General features: G+C 40.4%; 23 protein-coding genes. 4 read left to right on the top strand and 19 right to left on the bottom strand.

Annotated features, from left to right (window positions below):
• Positions 1–43: 43 nt before the first annotated feature.
• From I2F76_RS07500 to I2F76_RS07440, 13 genes are all read right to left on the bottom strand, one after another.
• The gene (locus I2F76_RS07500; RefSeq protein ID WP_003016288.1) at positions 44–379 is read right to left on the bottom strand and encodes a zinc ribbon domain-containing protein YjdM; all 336 of its coding nucleotides are present in this window, start codon (positions 377–379) and stop codon (positions 44–46) included.
• Between the two features lie 128 nt (positions 380–507).
• A complete protein-coding gene (locus I2F76_RS07495) occupies positions 508–1,260 on the bottom strand; it encodes an HAD family hydrolase (RefSeq protein ID WP_195487572.1) in 753 nt (250 codons plus the stop codon).
• Positions 1,235–1,639 carry a PaaI family thioesterase gene (locus I2F76_RS07490; protein ID WP_003016342.1) on the bottom strand — a complete coding sequence of 135 codons (405 nt, stop codon included), beginning with the start codon at positions 1,637–1,639 and terminating at the stop codon, positions 1,235–1,237. Before I2F76_RS07490 ends, I2F76_RS07495 begins: the two co-directional genes overlap by 26 nt.
• An 83-nt stretch (positions 1,640–1,722) precedes the next feature.
• Entirely contained in the window at positions 1,723–2,820 is a 1,098-nt protein-coding gene (locus I2F76_RS07485; protein ID WP_195487571.1) for a hypothetical protein, read from the bottom strand.
• A gap of 3 nt (positions 2,821–2,823) precedes the next feature.
• Complete coding sequence (locus I2F76_RS07480) at positions 2,824–3,528, bottom strand: ABC transporter ATP-binding protein (protein ID WP_195487570.1); 705 nt, start codon at positions 3,526–3,528, stop codon at positions 2,824–2,826.
• Positions 3,529–3,834: 306 nt separating this feature from the next.
• Positions 3,835–4,302: an 8-oxo-dGTP diphosphatase gene (locus tag I2F76_RS07475; protein ID WP_195487569.1), complete on the bottom strand. Its 468-nt coding sequence runs from the start codon at positions 4,300–4,302 to the stop codon at positions 3,835–3,837.
• Positions 4,303–4,328: 26 nt separating this feature from the next.
• On the bottom strand, positions 4,329–4,760 hold the full coding sequence (locus I2F76_RS07470) for a hypothetical protein (protein ID WP_195487568.1): 432 nt from the start codon (positions 4,758–4,760) through the stop codon (positions 4,329–4,331).
• 498 nt (positions 4,761–5,258) lie between these two features.
• The gene (locus I2F76_RS07465; RefSeq protein ID WP_195487567.1) at positions 5,259–5,882 is read right to left on the bottom strand and encodes an NAD(P)H-dependent oxidoreductase; all 624 of its coding nucleotides are present in this window, start codon (positions 5,880–5,882) and stop codon (positions 5,259–5,261) included.
• A gap of 93 nt (positions 5,883–5,975) precedes the next feature.
• A complete protein-coding gene (locus I2F76_RS07460) occupies positions 5,976–6,473 on the bottom strand; it encodes a GNAT family N-acetyltransferase (protein ID WP_195487566.1) in 498 nt (165 codons plus the stop codon).
• Positions 6,474–6,487: 14 nt separating this feature from the next.
• Entirely contained in the window at positions 6,488–8,476 is a 1,989-nt protein-coding gene (gene uvrB / locus I2F76_RS07455) for an excinuclease ABC subunit UvrB (protein WP_195487565.1), read from the bottom strand.
• 288 nt (positions 8,477–8,764) lie between these two features.
• Positions 8,765–9,454, bottom strand: a complete 690-nt coding sequence (locus tag I2F76_RS07450) for a hypothetical protein (RefSeq protein ID WP_195487564.1) — start codon at positions 9,452–9,454, stop codon at positions 8,765–8,767.
• On the bottom strand, positions 9,435–10,247 hold the full coding sequence (locus tag I2F76_RS07445; protein ID WP_195487563.1) for a hypothetical protein: 813 nt from the start codon (positions 10,245–10,247) through the stop codon (positions 9,435–9,437). Before I2F76_RS07445 ends, I2F76_RS07450 begins: the two co-directional genes overlap by 20 nt.
• Position 10,248: 1 nt before the next feature.
• A complete protein-coding gene (locus I2F76_RS07440) occupies positions 10,249–10,959 on the bottom strand; it encodes an ABC transporter ATP-binding protein (RefSeq protein WP_195487562.1) in 711 nt (236 codons plus the stop codon).
• Positions 10,960–11,117: 158 nt separating this feature from the next.
• Between I2F76_RS07440 and I2F76_RS07435 the strand changes: the two genes are divergently transcribed.
• Together I2F76_RS07435 and I2F76_RS07430 are read left to right on the top strand one after the other, a co-directional pair.
• On the top strand, positions 11,118–11,789 hold the full coding sequence (locus I2F76_RS07435) for a response regulator transcription factor (protein WP_195487561.1): 672 nt from the start codon (positions 11,118–11,120) through the stop codon (positions 11,787–11,789).
• Entirely contained in the window at positions 11,774–12,850 is a 1,077-nt protein-coding gene (locus tag I2F76_RS07430; protein WP_195487560.1) for a sensor histidine kinase, read from the top strand. The genes I2F76_RS07435 and I2F76_RS07430 overlap by 16 nt, the downstream gene beginning before the upstream one ends.
• Before the next feature lie 102 nt (positions 12,851–12,952).
• On the opposite strand, the gene I2F76_RS07425 is transcribed toward I2F76_RS07430, so the two are convergent.
• Positions 12,953–13,891, bottom strand: a complete 939-nt coding sequence (locus I2F76_RS07425) for a CPBP family intramembrane glutamic endopeptidase (protein WP_195487559.1) — start codon at positions 13,889–13,891, stop codon at positions 12,953–12,955.
• Positions 13,892–14,153: 262 nt separating this feature from the next.
• Here I2F76_RS07425 and I2F76_RS07420 point away from each other — a divergent pair, with 262 nt between their 5' ends.
• Positions 14,154–16,337 carry an amino acid ABC transporter substrate-binding protein/permease gene (locus I2F76_RS07420; protein WP_195487558.1) on the top strand — a complete coding sequence of 728 codons (2,184 nt, stop codon included), beginning with the start codon at positions 14,154–14,156 and terminating at the stop codon, positions 16,335–16,337.
• Positions 16,337–17,077, top strand: coding sequence for an amino acid ABC transporter ATP-binding protein (locus I2F76_RS07415; protein WP_195487557.1), 741 nt, complete (start codon positions 16,337–16,339; stop codon positions 17,075–17,077). Before I2F76_RS07420 ends, I2F76_RS07415 begins: the two co-directional genes overlap by 1 nt.
• A gap of 241 nt (positions 17,078–17,318) precedes the next feature.
• Here I2F76_RS07415 and I2F76_RS07410 read toward each other — a convergent pair whose 3' ends face one another.
• The 5 genes from I2F76_RS07410 to asnS form a co-directional block, all read right to left on the bottom strand.
• Positions 17,319–19,061 (bottom strand): ABC transporter ATP-binding protein, encoded by a 1,743-nt coding sequence (locus I2F76_RS07410; RefSeq protein ID WP_195487556.1) that lies wholly within the window; start codon positions 19,059–19,061, stop codon positions 17,319–17,321.
• Positions 19,058–20,785, bottom strand: a complete 1,728-nt coding sequence (locus I2F76_RS07405) for an ABC transporter ATP-binding protein (RefSeq protein WP_195487555.1) — start codon at positions 20,783–20,785, stop codon at positions 19,058–19,060. Before I2F76_RS07405 ends, I2F76_RS07410 begins: the two co-directional genes overlap by 4 nt.
• A gap of 116 nt (positions 20,786–20,901) precedes the next feature.
• The gene (locus I2F76_RS07400) at positions 20,902–22,101 is read right to left on the bottom strand and encodes an MFS transporter (RefSeq protein WP_195487554.1); all 1,200 of its coding nucleotides are present in this window, start codon (positions 22,099–22,101) and stop codon (positions 20,902–20,904) included.
• A 78-nt stretch (positions 22,102–22,179) separates the two neighbouring features.
• Complete coding sequence (locus I2F76_RS07395) at positions 22,180–22,896, bottom strand: DUF1003 domain-containing protein (protein WP_195487553.1); 717 nt, start codon at positions 22,894–22,896, stop codon at positions 22,180–22,182.
• Positions 22,897–22,964: 68 nt separating this feature from the next.
• Positions 22,965–24,311, bottom strand: coding sequence for an asparagine--tRNA ligase (asnS, locus tag I2F76_RS07390; protein WP_195487552.1), 1,347 nt, complete (start codon positions 24,309–24,311; stop codon positions 22,965–22,967).
• Positions 24,312–24,450 lie beyond the last annotated feature (139 nt).

The raw sequence follows: 24,450 nt of genomic DNA, 5'->3' as shown, positions 1-24,450 counted from the left end.
GTATTCTCCTGAAAGAAAAGGGGCTAGGCCCTTATTCTCATCTTTAGATTTTCTTCACAAATTCTGATTTGAGTTTCATTGCACCAAAGCCATCAATCTTACAATCGATGTTGTGGTCTCCTTCCACGATACGGATGTTTTTCACGCGCGTACCTTGTTTCAAATCTTTCGGTGCACCCTTGACTTTTAAATCTTTGATCAATGTCACTGTATCGCCATCAGCCAATTTGTTTCCGTTGGCGTCAATCGCTACGACACCCTCTTCTTCTTCGACCTCAGCTGGGTTCCATTCATACGCACACTCTGGGCATACCAAGAGCGCTCCATCTTCATAGACGTATTCAGAGTTACATTTTGGACAGTTTGGTAAGTTATTCATTTTTATCTCCTTATTCAAATTAACTTTCATAGTATACCATGAAAGCGAAAATTTGACAAATCCTGCTCGACTGTAGCATTTTCAAGAAAAAAGGAGGCGACTTGGCCTCCCTACATAGATCATATTTTTCAATCTTCCTGCAATTCTTGAATATCTCGAATCACGCGCACGCCTGCTTGATTCTTCTCGCGCAGTTCAGTATCAGAGTATGGGAAGGTATTGATCAAGATACTCTCCATGCCGATACTTTGGGCCACAGCAACATCTGTTGTAAAGTCATTCCCCACTATAACCGTTTTCTCAGGGTTCAACTGGTGTTCTTTGATGACTTCCAAGAGGAACTCTGGCTGAGGTTTGCGAATACCTGCATCTGATGACAAGTAAATGGCATGGAAAAGTTCTCTCAAGCCTACTAAATCAATCTCAGGATTGGTAAAATCTGCTTGGGCATTGGATAAGAGGAAGATTCGGCAACCTGCAGCTTTCATATCCTCTAATACTTCTTTCGTATGAGGATAAAGCTCCAATCGCTTGCGAGAAAGGACACGGAAAGTCCGCGCAATCAAACGTCCCCACTCTTTGAGGTGGGCAACGCTATTCCCACTTGGATGACCTTCTAAATACAATTGTACAAAGATGACCGTCAGATCAATCTCTGGGTAGGCAACTTGTTTTTCCTTGGCGATTTCTGCTTCGGCTTGTTGCACCAACTCTTTATAGCGCAGGCGCAAACCTTCTCCTGTGTAGTTAGTCCCATAGGATTGGTAGATCTGGGCCATGGTATCCCATAAAATGGGACTCGACTCATCGGTTTCGATGTCGACTAAGGTTCCATAAAAATCAAAAATATAGTTTTTAAATGCGTACTTGTGCGGACTCATCTCTCACTCCCGTAACAAACATCGTAAAGGTTGCCTTGCAGACATTGGCCCCATCTTGATTGGTAATATCAACATCCACAACTCGAGTCGTCCGTCCACTGTGGACACATTCGCCATGGATGGTCAGGACATCACCCAGACGCCCTGCTTTCAAGTAATTGATTGAGGATTGCAAGGTCACCCCATCGACACCTTGAGAAACCACGACCAAACCACTGACTTGGTCACACAGGGTAAAGAGATAGCCTCCATGCGCATTTCCATAATAATTGAGCGATGATTCTACGACCTTGGTTGTCACCACTACATGGCCATCTCTCATCTTTTCGATTTCATAATTTTCAAATGCAGCAATTGCATCAAAGTGAAAATCTTTCATATACTTGCCACCTTTTCTAGCATCTTTTCAACTCCTCTATCATACTACAATTAAGGAGTAGATACAAGCGAAGGGGCAATTCCTTAGAAGCAGAAAAGGAGACTCCAACTGAGTAAGAAGACGATACTAGGCACAATATATTTTCTTGGGTGCTTCCAACATTCTCTCTTTAAATTCCATTTTCTTAAAGGGAAATAGATTTCAATCAGTAAGTGCAAAACAGCTTCCACTACTGCTAGAATCATCACTCCTAGTAAAAATAGGATCCCAAAGTCAGGCATGACCACCATTTTTAATAAAAGAGCAACAAATAGATTCACAGATAGGAAATAGGTCAGCAATACACGGTAATACATCAAGTAAAAGAACCGACTCTTAGGTAGGGACTTGACATGATCGATCAAATCTTTATCAGCGGAAATGAGGGTGGTTAATGGCGTATTGACAGAAGCAATTGTTAACAGGATGATGATTTTTAATGGAGCATCATAATCCTGTATCAAAATGAGAAAGAGGAAAATGAGAGTAAATACAAAATTGATGGAAAAATAACGCTCTTGAAACAAGGAAATCCAAAAATAATTGCCACTTCTTCTCTTTGCGACGAGCAACTGATCATGTTTTGAAATCGCGATCAAGTCCTCATTTTTAAAAATAAAGATAGCAACGAGGGCTGAAAGTAAGATCATATAGGACACTTGTTGGACCCATAAAGAAGATACTGAAAGAACAGTCGTTACAAAAATGAGCACTCCTCCTAGAAAACTAGTCCTGGTATTGAACTGGATAAAGATATAAAACACACTCAATACCACCAGTAAGGAAAGGAGGACGAGCTTAAAGGATTGTAGCAGATCTAACCTGACTCCTAAAAAGAGGATCAATAACAGCACGCGCTCTAGTAAATTGAGAAGAAAGGTTACCGCAAGAAAAGACCCTTTGAAATGATTGAGAGACAAAGGAAGTTGGTAGTAGGCCTGGACCCTGTCCATCGAAAAGTAGGAATAGAGCAATTGAAAAGTTGATAGAGCAGTAACAATAGCCGTACTGATCAGCAAGACTTGAAAGCTCGTAGAGAATTTTGCCCCAACAAGATGGTAATAAAGAGCAAAGGCTAAGGAAGTCAAGAACAAGAAGAGCCGATTTTTGGATACCAAATCTCTAAAAATTGCTAGTAGCATGCTCTACCCCCTCTGACGATTGACGTTCCGAAACCAATCTTCTAAATTTGATTCGATCGCGTCTAGGTGACCATCTTCAATAGAATAAGCTGTATCACAAACCCGAACGATACTCTCTGCGATATGCGAACTCATCAGAATAGAGCCTTCTTCTTTATACTGTAATAGTAAACCATATAGAAATTCTGTCGCATCAAAATCTAGGCCATCAAATGGTTCATCCAAAATAAGGAGGGGAGGTTTGAGATAAAAAGCTGTGATCAAGAAGACTTTCTTCTTATTTCCCGTTGACAAACTACCGATATCGGTGTTGAGAAATTCTTCAAAATGAAAGCCTGAAATCAAGTCCTGCAATACCTTTTCATCTCTCTTTCGATGATACAAACGACAGACAAAATTAAAATAGTGAACAAAATCCCAGTTTAAAAAACTGTTGTTTTCAGTAAAAACTGTATAGGTACGGCTCTTATAGAAATTCGTATGAAAAGAGGTCCCCTTGTCTTCTATGGTAACAGTCTCAACTGCATACTGCCGATGATCAAAGACACTACTTAAAGCTTTTAGCAAGGTTGTCTTCCCAGCTCCATTTCGACCAATCAACCCGACTACAGAATGATTGGGTACAAGCAAATTCACGTCTTTTATAATGGGCTTGTCTTTTTTATACCAAACATTTAGCCCCTTGATGTTTAAACACTCAGTCTTCATCGACCCACTCCTTTATAAAGGTAAGAAGCCCCAACTAAAAGCAACAGCAAAGCGTATAACCATTCCTTTTGAAAGGCAAAGACTAAGGCACCGATCAAGAAGCAAATTCCTATAAGGATTCTAAATTGTAATTTCATATCTTGCCTTCTTTCTATTCACAGTATGAAAGATTACAATTGTATTTTATGCTTATACTATAGTACTTTTTAAAAGCAGATTCAAGCACGAATGGAACATTCTCAATGTTTTAAGCAACATTTTATCTTTGAAGAGAAAAAAAGAACTAGATACCTCTAGTCCCTTTACTTAAAATCTTAATTTTTCCCAGCCATCGTCTGTCCGTTTGCGGTAATAGTACTCGGACAAATCCGGGTCTTCCATCACTTCCAGCAGAGGAAGCATGTCGTAGGACAAGTCCAACTTTTCTAAGTGGTCTTTCTCAACCCAAGAAACTTCTCCTTCTTCAGATGATCTGAGCTGGCCTGTAAATTCTGTCGCTTTGTAGCAAAAGACAATATAGCGGCCTCCCTCATCTGGCTCCCAGTCTTTGACTGCGACCAGTTTTGGATCTGCAATTGTCAGTCCTGTCTCTTCGTAGACTTCACGAATGACGGATTCTACAAGGCTTTCTCCTTCTTCGATATGGCCACCTGGAAAAGCATGGCCAGCCCAGTGAGTCTTTTCAGGTGAGCGGTATTGGAGGACTACTTTATTCGTTAAAGTGTCTTCAATCAGACATAGGTTTGTTAAAACAGTAGATGTTGCGCGTGACATATATTTCCTTTCTATGATATTGACAATTAATCAATATAAACTTTTTTCTTTATCTCTTTTTTCATCACAAAGGGATTTACCAGCTCATGGTATTCATCATAGGCATCCAAAAGAGAACCTCTCTGAAAGACAATTGACTTCTCTTTTAAATAATATTCCGAGTGAATCGTTACCGAACCGTGGCCATCGAAGCTAAAGAACAACTCAATGAAAAATACTAGGATCAGGCTAGCAAAGAGACTCAAAAGAACACTTACAAGATTCTTCCAATTTGGTGCATGTTTTCGATAGAAGCGATACCAGATGTGACATAGAATAGTCACAGCTCCTAGATACAACCAGGGATTCCAGAGGAGCGGCGTAAAGACATAACCATAGAAGTCCAAAAGGAAGTTAGCAAAAACAAAAAGCAACAAAATCAGATATAAGATCCGAAACAGGTTCCGATACTTTCTCATGTTGATCTCCCTTTCTTAGTAATTGGTTTAAGCTGGATCTCCTAAAGTAACATCAACAGAATATGATAACCTAACCGGAGCCAATGTTCTATAAGGGGCGCATCCGGATCACTTTTTTTGCTGTCTAAGAATAGACTTAGCGATAATAAAAGTAAGCTAAGTGCTATAACTATTTTAAGAACCAATCTCATACCACCAAGAGCTAAAGAAACTATTGAACCAATTAGTGGTAAAGGGGAAAATATAAATGCCACTATGCCGAAATAGATCTTAATCAATGATAAAACCAATAAACCATAAACAACAATCTTCGTAAAAAGAGAGACCCTTTTATCTTCTTTTTTCAGTTTTGAAATGAAATAGATGACATAGATTATATACATAAACAGCAACATATTTATTTCCCCTATTTCCCATGGATTTTAATTCTATTTTATCCAACATCCATTAAGAATACAACCACTTGCCTAGAAATGTCCAACAAAGACAAGGACAGGATCAGAGTTTCTTCACTTCTGCTGCTACCTTTTGGAGATGCTGTTCCCGCATGCTAGCGGTATTCACATCCCGGCCGACTTCTCCCAAGATACAGACGCGCTTGGTTTTAATCCCACAGTGGTTCAAGACGGCATTTTTCAAAACAGAGATACCATAACTATCAGGAATGTTGAGAGGGCCTGAAAAGATCTTGTACCACCAAGTTGGCGCCATGGAAGTCGCATAAATACTGGCCGTTTTCCCTTTGAGTAACTTCTTGAATTGCTTGCCTCTGAGGTAATTCCAGATAAAACTTCCCTTATCATTAGCCGAGTAGGCAATCCCCGGCGTAAAGACCCGGTCAATCCAACCTTTCAGAAGGCTCGGCATACTACTCCACCAGATGGGATAGACAAAGATCAGGTGATCCGCCCACTGGATCCATTCTTGAGAACGAAGGATAAAGGGATCTTCCTCCATCCGCTTTCGATAGCCATAGCGAAGAACCGGATCAAAGTCCTCATCATTGAGACTGATCACTTTAAGTTCATGGCGACCTGGGTCAATATTTTCTACAATGGTTTGAAAAATAGCCTGACAGTAACTTTCCTTATCCGGATGCCCATTGATGACTAGAATCTTCATTCGTCTTCTCCTTCATCTCTTTGGTTCATTCTATCTCTTTTATATTTTTACTTGATTAATTGATAATGGTTCAAAGATTGATAGATAGGTCCTTTAGGAATTTTTATTTGAAGAACATATCATCCGCAATTCCTTAACAGGTTTTCCAAGTTTAAGTATTTGTTCTTGGTCATCAAAAGTAAAACCCATTTTTTGATAGAAAGCAATGGCTCGCTTATTATCTTTCAATACCCATAAATAAATTTCAGAGAATTGATCAAGAGCAACAAATGCAGCATGCATTAACTGTTCACTCACACCTTTTCCATAGTAATCTTTTAAAACATATAAGGCAATGATTTCACCAGCTTGAATGGCCTCATCACGAAAATTTCCATAGCTGATAAACCCAACGACCTTCTTTCCATCCATCGCAATCAAGGTATTTTCTGGATACTGTTGACTAAAGAAACGACATCTATCTAATGTCATCGTCTCCTGAAATTCCGCGGGTAAAAGATCGTCATAAGCCTCTCTCCACGTTTGCCAATGAACGAGAGATTTTCCTTCTATCTCTTCAGGAGTTTCCATTGTTTTAATGATAATCTTCATTCGCTTTATCCTATCTAATCCAAAGCCTTGACTTCCAACATCATATCTCGGATTTGGGCTGCTAGTTCAAAGTCAAGCACTTCGACGGCTTCTTGCATTTGACCTTGCAGTTTCTTGACCAGTTCCTTGCGCTCTTGGCGGTTGAGACTGGTGATATCCACTTCCTTGTCCTCTTCCTTGGCCACAGCCTTGGTAACAGAAATGAGGTCACGGATTTCCTTCTTGATGGTTTGTGGTACAATGCCATGCTCTTCATTATAAGCCATCTGGATTTTCCGACGACGGGCTGTTTCATCGATGGCTTTTTGCATAGACTGGGTCATGGTGTCCGCATACATGATCACGTGACCCTCACTATTACGGGCTGCCCGTCCAATAGTCTGGATAAGCCCACGCTCGTTACGAAGGAAACCTTCCTTGTCCGCATCGAGAATGGCAACTAGACTAACTTCTGGTACGTCAATCCCTTCCCGAAGAAGGTTGATTCCGACCAAGACATCAAAAACGCCCAAACGCAAATCACGGATAATCTCCGTCCGCTCCAAAGTCTTAATGTCTGAGTGCATGTATTTGACCCTAACACCCATTTCTTTGAAGTAGTCGGTCAAGTCTTCTGCCATCTTCTTGGTCAAGGTGGTGACAAAGGTCCGCTCTCCACGTTCTACACGCGCATTGATTTCACCCAAGAGATCGTCCATTTGTCCCATGGTCGGACGCACTTCCACCTCAGGATCGAGTAGACCTGTCGGACGAATGATCTGCTCGATGACAGTATCGGTTTGTTCCATCTCATAGTCACCCGGTGTCGCAGACACATAGACAATCTGGTGGACATGGCTTTCAAACTCCTCACGACGCAGTGGCCGGTTATCCAAGGCAGATGGCAAACGGAAGCCATAGTTGACCAACATCTCCTTGCGCGAGCGGTCCCCATTGTACATGCCCTTGATCTGTCCCATGGTCATGTGACTTTCATCGATCATAATGAGAAAATCTTCTGGGAAGAAGTCAAGAAGGGTGTAGGGAGGCTCTCCTTCACTCCGGCCATCCATGTGACGGGAGTAGTTTTCGACGCCATTGGTGTAGCCCATCTCCCGTAGCATTTCAATATCATACTCGGTCCGTTGTTTTAGACGTTGGGCTTCTAAGAGCTTGCCTTCTTTTTCAAAGACTTTCAACTGCTCTTCTAGTTCCGCCTGAATCTTGGCAATGGCCACTTCCATATGGTCATCATTGGTCACGAAGTGAGTAGCTGGGAAAATGGCCAAGTGGTCCACATCTCCCAGAACTTGGCCTGTCAAAGCTTCAATCTCCCGAATCCGCTCAATCTCGTCCCCGAAAAACTCCACTCGGAAGGCATGTTCATCACGCGAAGCTGGGAAAATCTCGACCACATCTCCACGAACACGGAATTTCCCCCGTTGAAAGTCGATATCATTGCGCTCAAACTGGATATCCACCAGGTCATTGAGCAGTTTATCACGAGAAATCTCCAGACCTGGACGCAGACTCACCACGCTATCGGCATATTCCTTCGGCGAACCCAAACCATAAATACAAGAGACGGAAGCTACAACGATGACATCGTTACGCTCCAACAAAGCTGAGGTTGCGGAGTGACGAAGCTTGTCAATCTCATCATTGACCGAACTATCTTTTTCGATATAGGTATCGCTCGATGGCACATAGGCTTCTGGCTGGTAGTAATCGTAGTAAGAGACGAAATACTCAACCGCATTTTCAGGGAAAAATTCCTTAAACTCCCCATAGAGCTGACCTGCTAGCGTTTTATTGTGGGCGATGACCAGGGTCGGTTTATTGACCTGGGCAATGACCTGGCTCATGGTATAGGTCTTCCCCGTACCAGTTGCCCCCATCAAGATTTGGGCCTTTTCGCCACCTTCTATGTTATCCACCAACTGTTCAATGGCCTGCGGTTGGTCCCCAGACGGTTGGTATTTGGATACTAGTTTAAATTTGTTGTCTATTACTCGATTAATCATCTCTTTGTCCTCACATATATAGACCTTATTTTACCATAAATCACCAGAATTCTCTGAGATGAGGAATGAAGAGAGAAAACAACATGTTACAGAACGATCCATTAAATTGGTACATGAGCGAATTACAATCTAATTAATTGGACACTCATTAGCATAAAAACTAAACAAGACTCTCGCAATTACTTCGAAAGTCTTGTCTTTTATTCTAAAACCATGCAATACGTAATAAACATCAACGTCAATGACTTACAGAAGTAGCAAGTTTGCTCATCAGTATCTTTTTATTTACTACTTAACTTCTTGATTCCTTACCAAGAAGTAGAGTGTTGCACCGAGTGAACATACAAATCCAATAACGTAAATACAGAGTTGCAAATTGGAAGCACTACCTAATATGGTATCCGCAACAATATTATAAAATAGATAACTAGTCAATGGTTCCACTACTCTTTCTATGAATGGTTGTACCAAAATAGGAAATAGCAACAAAATAGCTAAACTCCCCATTGGACTTTTGAAAAAATAACTTAAGAAGTAAGATATTAAAAAGTATTGGATGGAGCCAATCAAATAGAAGCTGAAAATTTCTAAACTGACACCATTTTCGCTACTAAAAAAATGAAACCATATAAGCAGTACAATGAAATACAAGGTTGATTGTAGTACTACATCACATAACTCTACGAACAGGATCCGAATTGAACTTAAGATCCTTTTCCCACTTACCAAATAAACTAGTTTTGTTTCGTGTGATTGTAACTCAACAAATGCATTAACACACCCTATACTAACAGAGAGCATTGAGGCAAAAACAAGAGCTTGCTTTATAGATAATTGTACAACAGTATCATTGATTGAAACTGGTAACACACAGAAGAGACACACAAAACCTATCAAAAGTGACTGTATAGCTATCTGGTACTTTACGGGTTTTAAACTATATTTTTTGACGATAAGACTAAATAATATTCTTGCCATTCTTCCTCCTCATTCGAATCATTTCTACAACCATTATGAACACCAAGAACAAGATCCCTTCTACTACTATAAGTGTAAACCCGTACAATTGGCTCGTTTGAGTCCCTTCGATTCGGCCAAATGCAAATGACTTTGCTCCAATCAAAGGCAATAGATTTTCTATTTTAGAGGAAATTCCTCTTAGAATACCTGATAAGGTGATTACCAATAATAAAACGTCTGCAATTAATGCAGTCATTGATTTTTTCGTTACGATTACGAAAAGTAAAGCTAATAAAGTAAGAACGATTGCAAATATCATAACTCTTACCGTGACATCTAAAAACAATGTCAATTCTAAAAAATTCTTTAGAGTTGAATCTAGAAAAACGAATAAAATAACAGCGTTTACTATAGAAAATATTAAAGTAGAGAGTAACGATAGGACAATCGAACTTGCAATAAACCCAGTAAGACGAACTTTCCAGTTAGGAATCAATAACTGGCTAAAATAATCATCACCAAATTGATAATGGGTTGAATAAACAAGTGAAACAAGAATTGGCAAGAAAATGACACTTGCTTGGTAGGGTGAAGATAAGAGAGCATCCCTGACTGTATACACTGGATTCGATGATAACATAGATGGATCAAGGTTAACCGCTTGTCCATTTCCTTCTACTAAGGCATTTATCACCTGGATATTTTGAATTGTAAAAAATATGCTGACTCCCAAAATAAGAAAAAAAGTAACTTTAAAAGTTGGTAAACTACTATATTTATAAAGGTCACTAAAAAAGGAACGCTTCAACATATTATTCACCTTCTTTCCCTTCGAGTGCTTTAAAATATGCTTCCTCAAAAGAGCCAAACTGTTTCAAAATATCTTTTGTAGGAGCATCAATAACAATTTTGCCATTAGAAATACCAACCAAATGATCTACAGTTAATTCTAACTCACTCATATAATGACTTGTCATTAATACAGTTTTACCTTCATTGACAAAAGATTGTAAAAAATTACGTACCCAGCGAATTCCTTCTGGATCTAGTCCATTGATTGGTTCATCTAAAATTAAGATGTCAGGATTTGCTAATAAGGCTGTTGCTAAACCAAGACGTTGCTTCATTCCTAATGAATAGTCTTTTACTTTTTTATTTTTAGCTTCACTTAACCCCACCAACTCTAAACATTCGTTGCACCTATTTTTGTCAACGCCACAAGCCAAGCCAATCCACCGAAGATGCTGAAATCCTGTTCTAGTTGGATAAGGTTGACAACTATCTAGGAATGATCCAACAATACAAAAAGGATTATCTCCCAATTGAGAGTATTTTTTTCCATCGATCAACGCCATTCCCATTTGACTATTTTCTAAACCAAGTAAAATTCTAATTAAAGTTGATTTTCCAGATCCATTCGGTCCAATCAATCCAGTAATCTCACCTTTCTTGGCTTTGAAAGACACGTTTTGAAGGACAATTTTACTATTATATTCCTTATGTAGCTTTTGAATTGTTATCATTCATTCTTTTTCCTTTCTGACTTTTAGTGAAATTCCACCTTCACTTGGAGCAAGTATAACAGGAGAAAATCAGGAAATTCTCAGAATAATTATTTTTTTCATTTTCAACAAATTACATTCTAGATTTGCTATAATATGCTCATATAATTGGAGGAACTATGAAGTATAAAATTTTAGCCATTGACGATGATGAAAAAATCTTACGATTAATAGCGAATACATTAAAAGCGAACAACTTTCACGTGGAAACTCGTAAAAATATTGAGGAGATTAATATCTGTGACTTTACTGGATTCGATCTAATTTTACTTGACGTCATGATGCCTATTTCTGGTTTAGAAATCTGTCGTTCCATTCGTTCACAAATTACTACTCCAATCCTATTTCTAACTGCTAAAGATTTTGAAGAAGATTTACTAAAAGGAATACAAGCCGGAGCCGATGATTACATCACAAAACCATTCAGCATAAAGGAATTGATTGCAAGAATTCAAATGCATCTTCGTAGGGAAGAAAGATCTCACAACGCCTCTAAAGAAGAGATGGATTCAAATATAACTTTTTATCGAGATAGTCAAGAAGTTTATTATCAATCAAAGAGAATTTCATTGACCAAGAGAGAGTTTGATTTACTTTACCTTTTAGCAAAAAATGAAAACCGAATATTTAGCATAGAAGAACTTTACAATTATCTTTATCCTATAGACTCTGATGCACAACTACGATCCATCACTGAATACATCTATCAAATTAGACAAAAATTTAAGATTCATCAAATTGATCCCATCAAAACCGTTTGGGGAGGAGGATACAAATGGAAAAAGAATTGACAATCAAGCAACTCATTAAGCGTACCTACCTTAAAATCATTTGGCAATTTCTTCTATGTCTGATACTTTTTTACATAGTTCCAGCTCTTCTATCTTCTGTATCTGGAATTAATGAGAAAAATGCCAATCACTTTGCTTTATTTTTTAGCGTCAGTTCTTGGATATATCTTTGCATCATTTTAATTTTTATCATTGTAATAAATATTAGACAATTATTAACCAATATTCAAAAAGAAATGAACATGGTTTATCATAGTGGTCTATATTTCACCAAAAATGAACATCACCATTTGCAGATTAAAGAATTCATTGAAACAAACGATCTGATCGAAAAAATGCAATCTGAAATAAAAAATAGAATTCAAAATGAAAAAGATCAAAAAAAAGAACTCATGTTTCAAGTATCTAGCGCTGCACATGATCTTCGTAGCCCTCTAACTGTCATCAGAGGAAATGCTGAATTCTTACAATCCACTGAGCAAACACCTCAAACAATGGAATGTCTTAAAGACCTTGAGCAAGCAAGTATTCAGTTAAACGATTATTTTAACCACTTTATCCAATATTCCAAAACCTTTTACGACCATGATATTCAACTTGAAAATATATCGATTCAACAAGTAACTCATCAATTGAAGGAACATATCACTCCTTTACTCCCAAGAAATACACATTTTGTTTTTTCAAATACAGTAACTCCATCAACACAAATTGCCATTCATTCCAATTTATTTTTTCGAGCAATCACAAATATTATTAATAATGCAATACAACATCAAAAAGATAATGATGCAAAGATCCAGCTAACAATGTCACAAGAAAAAAATCGATTAGTTCTAACCATATGGAATAATCAATCTACTTTTTCAAAAAATGTATTACAACATGCTGGAAATCTTTTCTATAAAGAGGACCAAGCAAGAACACCCTCTCAAGAAAGTCACTTTGGACTTGGTTTATCTTTCGTGAAACGTGTCATGAAACTTCATAATGGAACGATGCATTTAGAAAATATTCATAATGGTGCACAAATCAAGCTAATCATTCCCATTATTATATAGAAAAAGCCGAACTCATCATTATGTGTTCGACTCAGAATGCAGACAAACGTCATTTTTGGTGTTTGTCTTTTTCATATATGACTTTCAGACATTACACAGAGGTTAGTCATCAAACTTTTCTTTCCTCTCCCCTAAGCGGTAGACAATCACGACGGATACTAGAAGAACCAGAGTTGTGATGATCGATCCTTCCGCTCCAAATGCTCCTCCGGTCAGCCAGTCAGGTCCTGACCCCATAGTAAAGCTGAAGATAGAGGCGTCTGCCCCCGTTCCACTGACTTGAAAACCAAGGAGATTGCCTTGTACATAGTTCCAGGTGCCGTGTTGGGCGACCACTAGCCAAATACTATCCGTATAGATAAAAAGCAGAGCAGCCAGCACCCCATCAAGGACAATATTCAGTAGAGATGTGAAGGTCACTCCTGAATTTCCCAGATGAAGAATGCCAAAGAGACTACTAGAAATCCCGATTGCTAAGGGAAGATTGGTTCTTGCAGCAATCCGAGTCAGGAGCCAACCCCGCGTCGCTACTTCTTCAGTCCCTCCTTGAAGGAGCCAAAATGGGAATAAACCTAGAATAAAGAGAATGGGTTCTAAACTTAATTCATTCAGCTCAAAAGTCCCGATTCCGCCCACTTGGTAGACAAGGGCAATCACACCCATTTGAAGAAGGGAAATCAAGATTCCCCAACCTAGATACTTGAGCCAGTTCTTTTTTACAAAACCTAAAGTTGATAAGGAATTCTTCTCTATTACTTTCACCCAAAAAATAAAGAGTAAGAGAATAAATACAAAACTGAAGAGCTCATAATAGAGAATATAATGGTAGAAAAACTCTTGAATACTTGCAACCCCATTTCCTGGTGAGAAGAACTCGGTTAAATAACCTATTGCAATGGAAAATGGTCCCACCAATTCACTACTGAGCCATAGTCCCCCTTCTATAAAGAAGGAAGCTAAAAACACGTAGAATAGTGTAGAAACGAAAACTGACACTGAAGTTTTCGTTTTGATACCCTGAATGATCAACCCTTTCTTCATCTAGTAACCTCCATTTATCTGATAGGTCCATTGTAGCAAAGAAAATCCAGACCTGCAACACCACCTCATGTTAGAAAACCTGACATCAAAGGTTGATTTTTCTTGCTAAACTGATACTTTTCTGATATAATAGCTTTTATAGAAAAACATAAGATCATTCATACTCTATTTGGTATGAATGTTTTGTTTTTTCAGGCCATCCTTTGGTCAATGCACTCATGGGTCAAACACCCAAAGAGAAATGAAGAAAAAGGAGACAGAAATGAAGAAAAAATTACTAGCCTATTTGCTTTTCTTATTTCCATTCGTTGCATTCGCTGGTCATGCTCATGCTGAGACGATCAAGGTCGTTTTCGACACAGCTTATGCACCATTTGAATTTAAAGATTCAGATCAAACCTATAAAGGAATTGACGTAGAAATCTTGGACAAGGTCGCTGAAATCAATGGCTGGGATTTAGATAAATCCTTCCCTGGATTTGATGCTGCAGTTAATGCTGTCCAAGCTGGTCAAGCGGATGCCATTATGGCCGGAATGACCAAAACAACTGAACGCGAAAAAGTCTTCACCATGTCTGATACTTACTACGATACAAAAGTTGTCATTGCGACGAAGAAAGCTGACAAAATCACGAAGTACAGCCAATTAAAAGGGAAGACCGTCGGTGTTAAAAACGGTACTGCAGCTCAACGCTTCCTCGATAAAAACAAGGACAAGTACGGCTACAAGATCAAGACTTTTGATACGGGTGATCTCATGTACAATAGTTTAACAGCTGGTGCAGTGGATGCAGTCATGGATGATCAACCCGTCATTCAATACGCCATCCAAAAGGGTCAGGACCTAGCTATCAATATGGACGGGGAAGCAGTCGGTGGCTTTGCCTTTGGTGTTAAAAAAGGTGGAAATCATGAAAAGTTGATCACTGAATTTAACAAGGCCCTCGCTCAAATGAAAGCTGATGGAACACTTGATGAGATCATCAAGAAATGGACCGGTGAAAGCCAATCAACTGCTAACAGTGCTGTTCCAACAACAACTACTCCTGCTGGTCAAAAAGCAACTCCCAAAAAATCAAAATATAGTATCTCAAGTGATTCTTCCTTTGCACCATTCGTTTTCCAGAATGGGAAAAATAAGTATACAGGGATCGATATGGACTTGATCAAGGCCATTGCCAAAGACCAAGGATTTACCATTGAAATTGATAACCCTGGATTTGACGCTGCGGTAAGTGATGTCCAATCTGGTCATGCGCAAGGAATGATCGCAGGGATGACCGTAACAGATGCTCGGAAAGAAACATTTGATTTTTCTGAACCATATTATACTGCTAACTCTATTCTTGCAGTCCAAAAGGATAGCAAGATTGATTCTTACGATGACCTAAAAGGTAAGACGGTCGGTGTTAAAAACGGAACTGCATCGCAGACCTTCCTTGAAAAGAATAAAAATAAATATGGCTACAAGATCAAAACATTCTCTGACGGGGCTTCTATGTATGATAGCTTGAACTCAGGTTCTGTCGCTGCGATTATGGATGACGAACCGGTGATCAAATACGCTATTAAACAAGGACGTAAATTCAAAACACCTATCGAAGGAACTCCAAGTGGTCAACTAGCATTTGCCGTTAAAAAAGGTGAAAATCCTGAATTGATCGAAATGTTCAATAACGGTCTTGCAAACTTGAAGAAAAATGGCCAATACCAAAAGATTCTCGATAAATATCTTAAGTCAGATAGCAAATCAAGTACTTCAAGTACAGCCGTAGATGAAACAACAATCTGGGGCTTGCTCCAAAACAACTACAAACAATTGCTAAGTGGTTTGGGTGTAACTCTTGCCCTTGCACTTCTCTCTTTCGCGATTGCTATGGTGATCGGTGTTATCTTTGGGATGTTTAGTGTTAGCCCTTATAAATGGCTCCGCTGGACAGCAGAAATCTTTGTCGATGTTATTCGTGGGATCCCACTGATGATCCTTGCTGCCTTCATCTTCTGGGGAGTTCCAAACTTGATTGAATCTGTCACAGGTCATCAATCCCCAATCAACGACTTTGTAGCAGGCACTATCGCCCTCTCCCTCAATGCTGCTGCTTACATCGCAGAAATTGTCCGCGGGGGGATTCAAGCTGTACCGATTGGACAGATGGAAGCCAGCCGAAGCCTTGGAATCTCTTATGGCAAGACCATGCGTAAGATCATCTTGCCACAAGCAACCAAACTCATGCTTCCAAACTTTGTGAACCAATTCGTCATTGCGCTGAAAGATACGACGATCGTTTCTGCGATCGGATTGGTAGAACTCTTCCAAACTGGTAAGATCATCATCGCTCGAAACTACCAAAGTTTCAAGATGTATGCGATCCTTGCCGTCTTCTACCTCGTGATTATCACCTTGCTAACACGATTTGCAAAAAAATTAGAAAAGAAGGTTAACTAATGGCTAAATTAAAAATTGATGTCCATGACCTCCACAAATACTATGGTAAAAATGAGGTCCTAAAAGGAATTTCAACAAAATTCTATGAAGGAGATGTGGTTTGTATTATCGGACCATCCGGTTCAGGTAAATCGACCTTCCTTCGTAGTCTCAATCTCCTCGAAGAAGTTACAAAAGGTCAAATTACAGTTAATGGATATGATCTAACCGATCCAAAAACTAATGTTGATCTAGTCCGTGAAAATATCGGGATGGTTTTCCAACACTTCAACCTCTTCCCTCACATGAGCGTCCTTGAAAATATTATGTTTGCGCCAGTAGAGCACAAACTGATGACCCGTGAAGAAGCTCAAAAAGTCGGGATGGAATTGTTGGAAAAAGTTGGTCTCGCAGATAAAGCAGATGCCAATCCAAACAGCCTTTCCGGTGGTCAAAAACAACGTGTGGCTATCGCACGTGGACTTGCCATGAATCCAGATATTATGCTCTTTGACGAACCTACTTCTGCCCTTGACCCTGAGATGGTTGGAGATGTATTGAACGTTATGAAAGAGTTGGCAGAGCAAGGCATGACCATGATCATCGTTACCCACGAGATGGGATTTGCCCGCCAAGTAGCCAACCGGGTTATCTTTACCGCAGACGGTGAATTCCTCGAAGACGGCAAACCAGACCAAATCTTCGACAACCCACAACACCCACGTTTGAAAGAATTCTTGGATAAGGTTCTAAACGTTTAAAAATAGTGGTTTTTGAAGCATCTAGCAATTTTGCTAGATGTTTTTTTAGACGAAAAAAGAGGCTGGGACAAAAGTCCTAGCCTCTCAATTATTTTTGGATTGTCGAGCAAGACGCAGTGGTTGAGTGGGCTCTACTACGCTGATTTCATCAGCTTTTACAGCCCTACCCAACTGTGCGGAGGTGGGACGACGAAATCGAATTCTAACGAATTACCGATTTCTGTCCCACTCTCTTTTCATTTTAACTAATCTGTTGCTGAGCAGTCTGCATCTTGTAGTAAACACCTTGCGCTTGCATTAGCTCTTCATGAGTGCCATGCTCAACTATATCACCATCCACCATGACAAGAATCATATCGGCATTTTGAATGGTCGACAAGCGGTGAGCAATGATAAAGCTGGTCCGTCCTTTCATTAGTTGATTAAAGGCATCTTGAATCAAGACCTCCGTCCGAGTATCGATGGAGGATGTCGCCTCATCCAAGATCAAAATCTTAGGAACTGAAAGGAAAACCCGCGCAATCGTTAAGAGTTGGCGTTGTCCTTGAGACAAAGACTCTCCAGCATCTGAAAGATAGGTATCGTACCCTTGTGGCAACTGCCGAATGAAGAAATCTGCATTGGCTGCATTGGCTGCTTCTATGACTTCTTCTCTAGTTGCATGTGGACGAGAAAAGGCAATATTTTCATGAATGGTCCCAACCTTGAGCCAGGTTTCTTGCAGAACCATACCAAACTGTTGGCGGTAAGAAGCACGGGTGTAGTCCGTAATTGGCACCCCATCAATCGTGATCTCTCCAGAATTAACAGGGTAGAAACGCATGAGCAGATTAATCAAGGTCGACTTTCCAGCTCCTGTAGGTCCTACAATGGCAACCTTACTGGCGGCTGGAACCTGAATGGTTAAATCTTTGATCAAGGTCCGCCCCAAATCATAGTCAAATGTGACGTGTTCAAAACCAATCGCTCCTTTGACATCCTGACTTTCCAGGACCTGATGACCCGTCTCTTCGACCTCAGCTTGATCCAAGACGCTGTACAAACGCTCTGCACAGGCAAGGGCACTTTGGAGTTCTGACAAGACGGAGGAGATGTCATTAAAGGGTTTGGTATATTGGTTGACATAATTGAGGAAGGTCACCAATTGACCGACAGTAAAGTGAGATCCCGAAATAATGCGTACAGCACCAAATCCAGCCACTACTGCATAAATCAAGGCATTCACAAAGCGAGTGGCAGGGTTGACAGTTGAAGAATAAAAGACAGCGGATTGGGAATAATTGGCATAGCTTTCATTCGTCCCCTTAAAAGCCTTACGGAATTGATCCTGAGCGTTAAAGGACTGGATCAAACTTTCCTGGGTCAAAGACTCTTCGATCAACTGAGTTTGAAGACCACGCGCCTTGGTTTGCGCTTGGAAAAGCGTATAGGAGCGCTTGGCAATGAAACGAGCAATCAACAGGGATAAAGGGGTCAAGACCAGAACCGCCACCATCATAAAGAAATCCAATTCCGCCATCGTCACGATAGTGACAAGAATGGTTAAGAGGCCAACAAAGAACTGGTTAAAGACCATCAGAAGACCACTATTGAGTTGCTCTACATCGGTCGTGAGGCGACTGACGAAGTCCCCGCTCCCTTGTTTATCTAGATAAGACAAGGGCAATCGGTGTACTTTTTCCATCACTTCTGCTCTTAGGCTTTGGCTAAACCGATAGACCAATTGATTATATAACAAGGGATTGATCCATTGGATCAAGGTATTGGCCACAATGACCAGAACCATTTGGATCAAAACGGGCCATAAGACTTTCATCCCTTGAGGATTAATGACCAAGTCAACCGCATGTCCAATCAGGATCGGTAACCAGACTGTTAAGGCCACTTGAGCGATGGTTCCGAGACTAGCTAGAATCAGGAGCCCGGGATGGTGAGCAAAATCTCTAAACAGACGTTTTACATAACTAGAACGTTTTTGACTCATGCTTCCTCCCTCCCGTGTTGTGAATAATGAATTTCTTGATAAATCTCATTGGTAGACAAAAGGAAATCGTGATTTCCCAGTCCTACTTGATGTCCCTTGTTCAAGACTAAAATCTGATCAGCAGACTTGAGACTATTGGTTCGTTGAGATACTAAGATCAAACTCGTATCACTCAATTCTTCTTTTATCGATTTTAAGAGACGTGCTTCCGTCAAATAATCCAAGGCAGAAGTTGAATCATCCAACATCAAGAAAGGAGCCTTCTTCAAAAGGGCACGCGCAATGGTCAACCGCTGACGTTGGCCACCTGAGAAATTTCGACCAAAGGCTTCCACTGGCTCATCGAGTTGTCCTTCTTTTTCACGGACAAAATCAGCCGCCTGAGCTGTTTCTAGGGCCCACCACAAATCATCATCCGATAGATTTTCTTCCATCCCTAGTAAGAGATTCGAGCGGATAGTCCCTCTAAAGAGCTCTGCCTTCTGTGGGACAACAGCTACCCACTCCCGCCACTCCTTGAGAGTTTTAGGAGAGTGACCTTGATGATGGAGGGCTAATTCCCCCTGACTCACGGCATACAAATGACTCAATAACTGAACCAGGGTGGATTTCCCAGATCCTGTACCACCGATAATTCCTAACATCTGTCCATGACCCAGATCAAAGGAAATATCTTCTAGAGCTGGGCTTGAAGCCGTTGGATAAGTGAAAGAAACTTTCTGGGCGCTGATCGCTTCTTGCTCTGTTGCAGTTTCTACTGGCAAAGCTTCAAGCAGGTCTTCTTCCTTCAAATCAAAAATCTCTTGGACACGCTTGGCAGAAATATAGCTGACATTTAAAGACGTGACCAGCATAGCCAGTTTGATCAATTCTGTTAAAATTTGTAATAAATAATTGACCAAAGCTACCAACATCCCTTGGGTTAAAAGACCAGCAGAGATATTCAATTGTCCTTGCCAAATGACACAAACCAAGGTCGTATTGACCACAAGGAAGGTCAAGGGACTCACCAAACTAGACCAGATACCAGCACGAATTTGCCAGATCTTATAGTCTTGATTAACTTCTTTAAATTCGTCCAATTCACTCACTTGCTGTCCAAAGGCCCGAATCACCCGCATCCCTTGAAATTGCTGACGCGTCACCGTGACCATTCGGTCTGTGATTTTCCGAATCTTGGCAAAAAGAGGATTGACAATCCGAGACATGATCACAATAATTAGGGTTAAAATCGCTACCATCCCCAAGAACCAAAGGGTTAATTTAGGACTGATGGTGAAGGCCATGATGATAGCTCCAAAGACAATAATCGGTGCCCTCAAAAAAAGCCGCAAGAAGAGATTGATCCCAACCTGGATTTGATAGGTATCAGAGGTAAGGCGTGTTACCAAACTAGAAGTACCGATCCTATCGCGCTTGTCCTTTGGAAGTGATAAGATCTTATCATACAAATCCTTGGTCATCTCGCGGGTAAAGCCGACTGCTGCCTTAGAAGAAAAATACTGGGCTGTAATAGCTACGACGACCCCAAAGCTCGCAAATAAAAACAAAACACCGACCGTCATCACCACTGCGCTCGTTTCCTTTTTCGGAATGACCTGATCGACTAAGTGGGCGATGATTAAGGGGACACACAATTCAAAAATAGCTTCTAAGAGCTTAAACACGGGCCCTAGAAAAGTTTCCCATAAATAGCCCTTAAAATACTTCAATAATGATTTCATACGACTCGATTCTTTTTTTAATGGATATACATATTTTACCACAAATTCTTAAGATGAAAAAACTCTCCCTGCAGAGCAGAGAGAGCTGAATACTGACCAGATGAAGGTCAGAAATCTTATTCCTTCTTTGGCACCTTGCTTAAGGTCTTACCCATTTTCCCCAATCCAATCATTAGTAGAGGGAAAGAGAATAGTGTTATCAGGCCTAGCACAAGAAAAACAGCTACAAAGCCACAAGTATCGATCAACCAACCAGTCAGTGGGAAAAACACGATCATAGATAAACTAAACATCATCGAATTGATACTCAGCATAGTTGCTCGTACACTGGATGGCAGATAAGCTTGTAAATCATTGTAGTAGATAGGTTGATAAACGGCATAAAGGGCATTGGTCAAGAGATAGACACTCAGATAGGCAAATGGAGTCTTTACACCTACCAAAAGCAAGGCCAACCCTGTTAGTGCAACCAGAATCGGAAAGACTTGATTACTATTCCATTTTTTCCCGATTTGACTGGCCAAATAAACCGCTAGGAGATTGAATCCACTACCAATCAACATGATAAGCGAAACTTGCCAACTAGCTAAGTCACTAATTTTCTGTTGGTAGTAATAATAAAACATACACATGATGGTCCCTACCAACTGATAGGTGAGCATCCAGTAAAACAAGACTGGTTTGTCCTGCCATTCTTGTTTCACTACCTCCAATATCCGCTTTAAGGTCAAATGATTTCTTTCATCACTCTTGCTCTCTGGCTCTTTCATGAGAAAGATCAAAAGAATGGAAAGCAAGGAAAGCCCAATAGCAATATAATAGGTCCAAGCCAATGCTCCGTGAATAAAAAAGCCTGCCACCACTGTACCTAAAGTTCGGGTGACTTCGGCCACACCAGACAAGAAGCTGGAAATCTGAAGATAACGGTCCTTTTGACCTGCTTCCACTGCTGAATCAAATAAGAAAGCGGTACTGGTCCCCGAGTCAAAATTATAAGACCAAGCATTGACCATCATAGCAATGGCATAGATCCAAAAATTCCCCTGACCAAATAAAATCAAGATAGAAGATCCAATACTGGACAAGCGAGCCAAATAAAGATTGGTCTTGTAGCTAAAGCGATCAGCCAACATACCAGATGGGATCTCACATAAAAGGCTCGTCCCATGAAAGATACTCTCTAATAAACCAATCTGAAGCAAAGAAAGGCCATTCTGAATAAAAAAGAGAATCCAAAAACTGGTGATTCCAAAATAAGATGTAAATTCCAGACCTGCTAGGAGTGAAATATTGCGTTTGTAAGTTCTTTTAAACATTGTTTTTCCTCTTTCAATAGATTATATAAGTGTTTCTAAAAGACTTACTTAGATTTGCCTACATCTTCTCCACCTCCTTCATTTTTCTTGATTCATTTCTTGACGCAGCTGGGCCACTTGATTAGACAAGGACACCAATAATTCGGTTTGCAACTTTTGAATTTCCAGTAAATCTGTCTGGTCTTGCTGCACCATATGATCAATCTTCGTATGCAGTAAGCGAATTTCTCTTTCCGACTCCATATTGACGTTAAAGTCATTTCGCGCTTGCAGGCGATCATAATCTGCTGCCCTGTTTTGGCTCATCATGATCAAAGGAGCTTGAATCGCCGCAATCGTAGAAAGTGCTAGATTGAGCAAGATGAAAGGATAAGGGTCAAAATTCCAGCCAAAGGGATGCAAGACATTGATCAACATCCAGATAGCCATCATCAGGATAAAACTAATAATAAAGGTCCAAGAACCACCGAAGCGTGCAACAGAATCAGCCACCCGCTGACCAAAAGTATAGCTGGCTGTCAAGCGGTCTTCAACGTTAAAGGGGCGCTCGCTTTCGGGCATGACACCTGTCACCTGCTGTTTAATGGCTTCGTTTTTATCATTTGCACGCTCAATAATCTGTCCAAGATAATCCATACAATATTGGCTCAAATTTTTATACGTGATAAAATCATCCATTTGACTTTCCGGGTAGGAGGTCTTGAGCATCTGTTGAATGCTATGGTCTAGATCTGCGATCAAAGACCCCTGACCATTCTCGTATTCTTTCCCATCAATGATGTCTATTTTCAGCATTGAAATTCCTTTCATAGTTTTTTGAAGCAGAGAAAAGTGAAAAACGCCTAATGGCGTTTTTACGTCTATTAAGGTTTAATACGGTGCAACATACGTGGGAACGGAATGGCTTCACGGATGTGTTTAGTACCAGCTGCGAAGGTTACCATACGCTCAATCCCAATACCAAATCCACCGTGTGGGACTGTACCGTATTTACGAAGGTCAAGGTAGAATTCATACTCTGTAAGATCCATGCCAAGAGATTCCATCTTCGCTACAAGGGCGTCGTAGTCTTCCTCACGCATAGATCCACCGATGATTTCTCCGTAGCCTTCTGGTGCGAGCAAGTCTGCACAAAGCACGCGGTCTGGGTTACCAGGAACTGGTTTCATATAGAAGGCCTTGATGTCAGCTGGATAGTTGATCACGAAGGTTGGCACACCAAAGTGGTTTGAAATCCATGTTTCATGTGGTGAACCGAAGTCGTCTCCATGTTCCAAATGCTCGTAATCTGCATCTTCATCGTTTTCATGCTCTTGCAAGAGATCAATCGCTTCATCATAAGTGATCCGTTTGAATGGTTCAGCAATGTAGCGTTTCAAGAGCTCAGTATCACGTTCCAATGTTTCCAAGGCTTGAGGAGCACGATCCAAAACGCCTTGAAGAAGAGCTTTGACATAAGCTTCTTGCAAGTCAAGTGACTCATCGTGGGTCAAGTATGAATACTCAGCATCCATCATCCAGAACTCTGTCAAGTGACGACGAGTCTTAGATTTTTCGGCACGGAATACTGGACCAAAGTCAAAGACGCGACCAAGGGCCATAGCACCAGCTTCAAGATAAAGCTGTCCTGATTGGCTCAAGTAGGCTGGTGTTCCAAAGTAGTCTGTTTCAAACAATTCAGTTGAATCTTCCGCCGCATTTCCTGAAAGAATTGGGCTATCAAACTTCATGAAGCCGTTCTTATCGAAGAACTCATAAGTTGCATAGATAATAGCATTACGAATTTGCATCACAGCAACTTGCTTGCGTGAACGAAGCCACAAATGGCGGTTGTCCATCAAGAAGTCTGTACCGTGTTCTTTTGGAGTGATTGGGTAATCTTGTGATTCACCGATCACTTCAATATCTGTGATATCGAGCTCATAACCAAATTTAGAACGCTCGTCTTCTTTAACAATCCCTGTTACAAAGACAGATGTTTCTTGGCTCAAGCGTTTGATGGTATCAAATTTTTCAAGACCCACTTCTTCTCCGAATTTTTCGATAAAGTTTGGTTTAAAAGCCACACCTTGGAAAAAGGCAGTCCCGTCACGCAATTGCAAGAAAGCAATTTTTCCTTTACCTGATTTGTTAGCCACCCAAGCACCGATGGTCACTTCTTGACCAACATAGTCTTTTACTTCGATGATAGTAATCCGTTTTGTCATCATTCATCTTCCTTTTCTCGTTAAACTTGTCCGAAGACATTATCTTCTTAATTGTATCATAAAAAGGCTTTCAGTGCTAGATTCTACCTGTGAAAACCAGATTTTTTTTAAAGAGAAAGATCCTCAGCTCATTACTAAGGAT

This window comes from Streptococcus parasanguinis (assembly GCF_015557775.1).
In the GTDB taxonomy this organism is placed as follows: Bacteria; Bacillota; Bacilli; order Lactobacillales; family Streptococcaceae; genus Streptococcus; species Streptococcus parasanguinis_AA.
The sequence above is the reverse complement of the archived record's forward strand: the minus strand, read 5'-3'. Positions and strand labels throughout refer to the sequence as shown.

Bases quoted from the DNA above. Each gene is read 5' to 3' on its own strand.
- I2F76_RS07500 (WP_003016288.1), bottom strand. From the start codon at position 379: ATGAATAACTTACCAAACTGTCCAAAATGTAACTCTGAATACGTCTAT.
- I2F76_RS07495 (WP_195487572.1), bottom strand. From the start codon at position 1,260: ATGAGTCCGCACAAGTACGCATTTAAAAACTATATTTTTGATTTTTAT.
- I2F76_RS07490 (WP_003016342.1), bottom strand. From the start codon at position 1,639: ATGAAAGATTTTCACTTTGATGCAATTGCTGCATTTGAAAATTATGAA.
- I2F76_RS07485 (WP_195487571.1), bottom strand. From the start codon at position 2,820: ATGCTACTAGCAATTTTTAGAGATTTGGTATCCAAAAATCGGCTCTTC.
- I2F76_RS07480 (WP_195487570.1), bottom strand. From the start codon at position 3,528: ATGAAGACTGAGTGTTTAAACATCAAGGGGCTAAATGTTTGGTATAAA.
- I2F76_RS07475 (WP_195487569.1), bottom strand. From the start codon at position 4,302: ATGTCACGCGCAACATCTACTGTTTTAACAAACCTATGTCTGATTGAA.
- I2F76_RS07470 (WP_195487568.1), bottom strand. From the start codon at position 4,760: ATGAGAAAGTATCGGAACCTGTTTCGGATCTTATATCTGATTTTGTTG.
- I2F76_RS07465 (WP_195487567.1), bottom strand. From the start codon at position 5,882: ATGAAGATTCTAGTCATCAATGGGCATCCGGATAAGGAAAGTTACTGT.
- I2F76_RS07460 (WP_195487566.1), bottom strand. From the start codon at position 6,473: ATGAAGATTATCATTAAAACAATGGAAACTCCTGAAGAGATAGAAGGA.
- uvrB (WP_195487565.1), bottom strand. From the start codon at position 8,476: ATGATTAATCGAGTAATAGACAACAAATTTAAACTAGTATCCAAATAC.
- I2F76_RS07450 (WP_195487564.1), bottom strand. From the start codon at position 9,454: ATGGCAAGAATATTATTTAGTCTTATCGTCAAAAAATATAGTTTAAAA.
- I2F76_RS07445 (WP_195487563.1), bottom strand. From the start codon at position 10,247: ATGTTGAAGCGTTCCTTTTTTAGTGACCTTTATAAATATAGTAGTTTA.
- I2F76_RS07440 (WP_195487562.1), bottom strand. From the start codon at position 10,959: ATGATAACAATTCAAAAGCTACATAAGGAATATAATAGTAAAATTGTC.
- I2F76_RS07435 (WP_195487561.1), top strand. From the start codon at position 11,118: ATGAAGTATAAAATTTTAGCCATTGACGATGATGAAAAAATCTTACGA.
- I2F76_RS07430 (WP_195487560.1), top strand. From the start codon at position 11,774: ATGGAAAAAGAATTGACAATCAAGCAACTCATTAAGCGTACCTACCTT.
- I2F76_RS07425 (WP_195487559.1), bottom strand. From the start codon at position 13,891: ATGAAGAAAGGGTTGATCATTCAGGGTATCAAAACGAAAACTTCAGTG.
- I2F76_RS07420 (WP_195487558.1), top strand. From the start codon at position 14,154: ATGAAGAAAAAATTACTAGCCTATTTGCTTTTCTTATTTCCATTCGTT.
- I2F76_RS07415 (WP_195487557.1), top strand. From the start codon at position 16,337: ATGGCTAAATTAAAAATTGATGTCCATGACCTCCACAAATACTATGGT.
- I2F76_RS07410 (WP_195487556.1), bottom strand. From the start codon at position 19,061: ATGAGTCAAAAACGTTCTAGTTATGTAAAACGTCTGTTTAGAGATTTT.
- I2F76_RS07405 (WP_195487555.1), bottom strand. From the start codon at position 20,785: ATGAAATCATTATTGAAGTATTTTAAGGGCTATTTATGGGAAACTTTT.
- I2F76_RS07400 (WP_195487554.1), bottom strand. From the start codon at position 22,101: ATGTTTAAAAGAACTTACAAACGCAATATTTCACTCCTAGCAGGTCTG.
- I2F76_RS07395 (WP_195487553.1), bottom strand. From the start codon at position 22,896: ATGCTGAAAATAGACATCATTGATGGGAAAGAATACGAGAATGGTCAG.
- asnS (WP_195487552.1), bottom strand. From the start codon at position 24,311: ATGATGACAAAACGGATTACTATCATCGAAGTAAAAGACTATGTTGGT.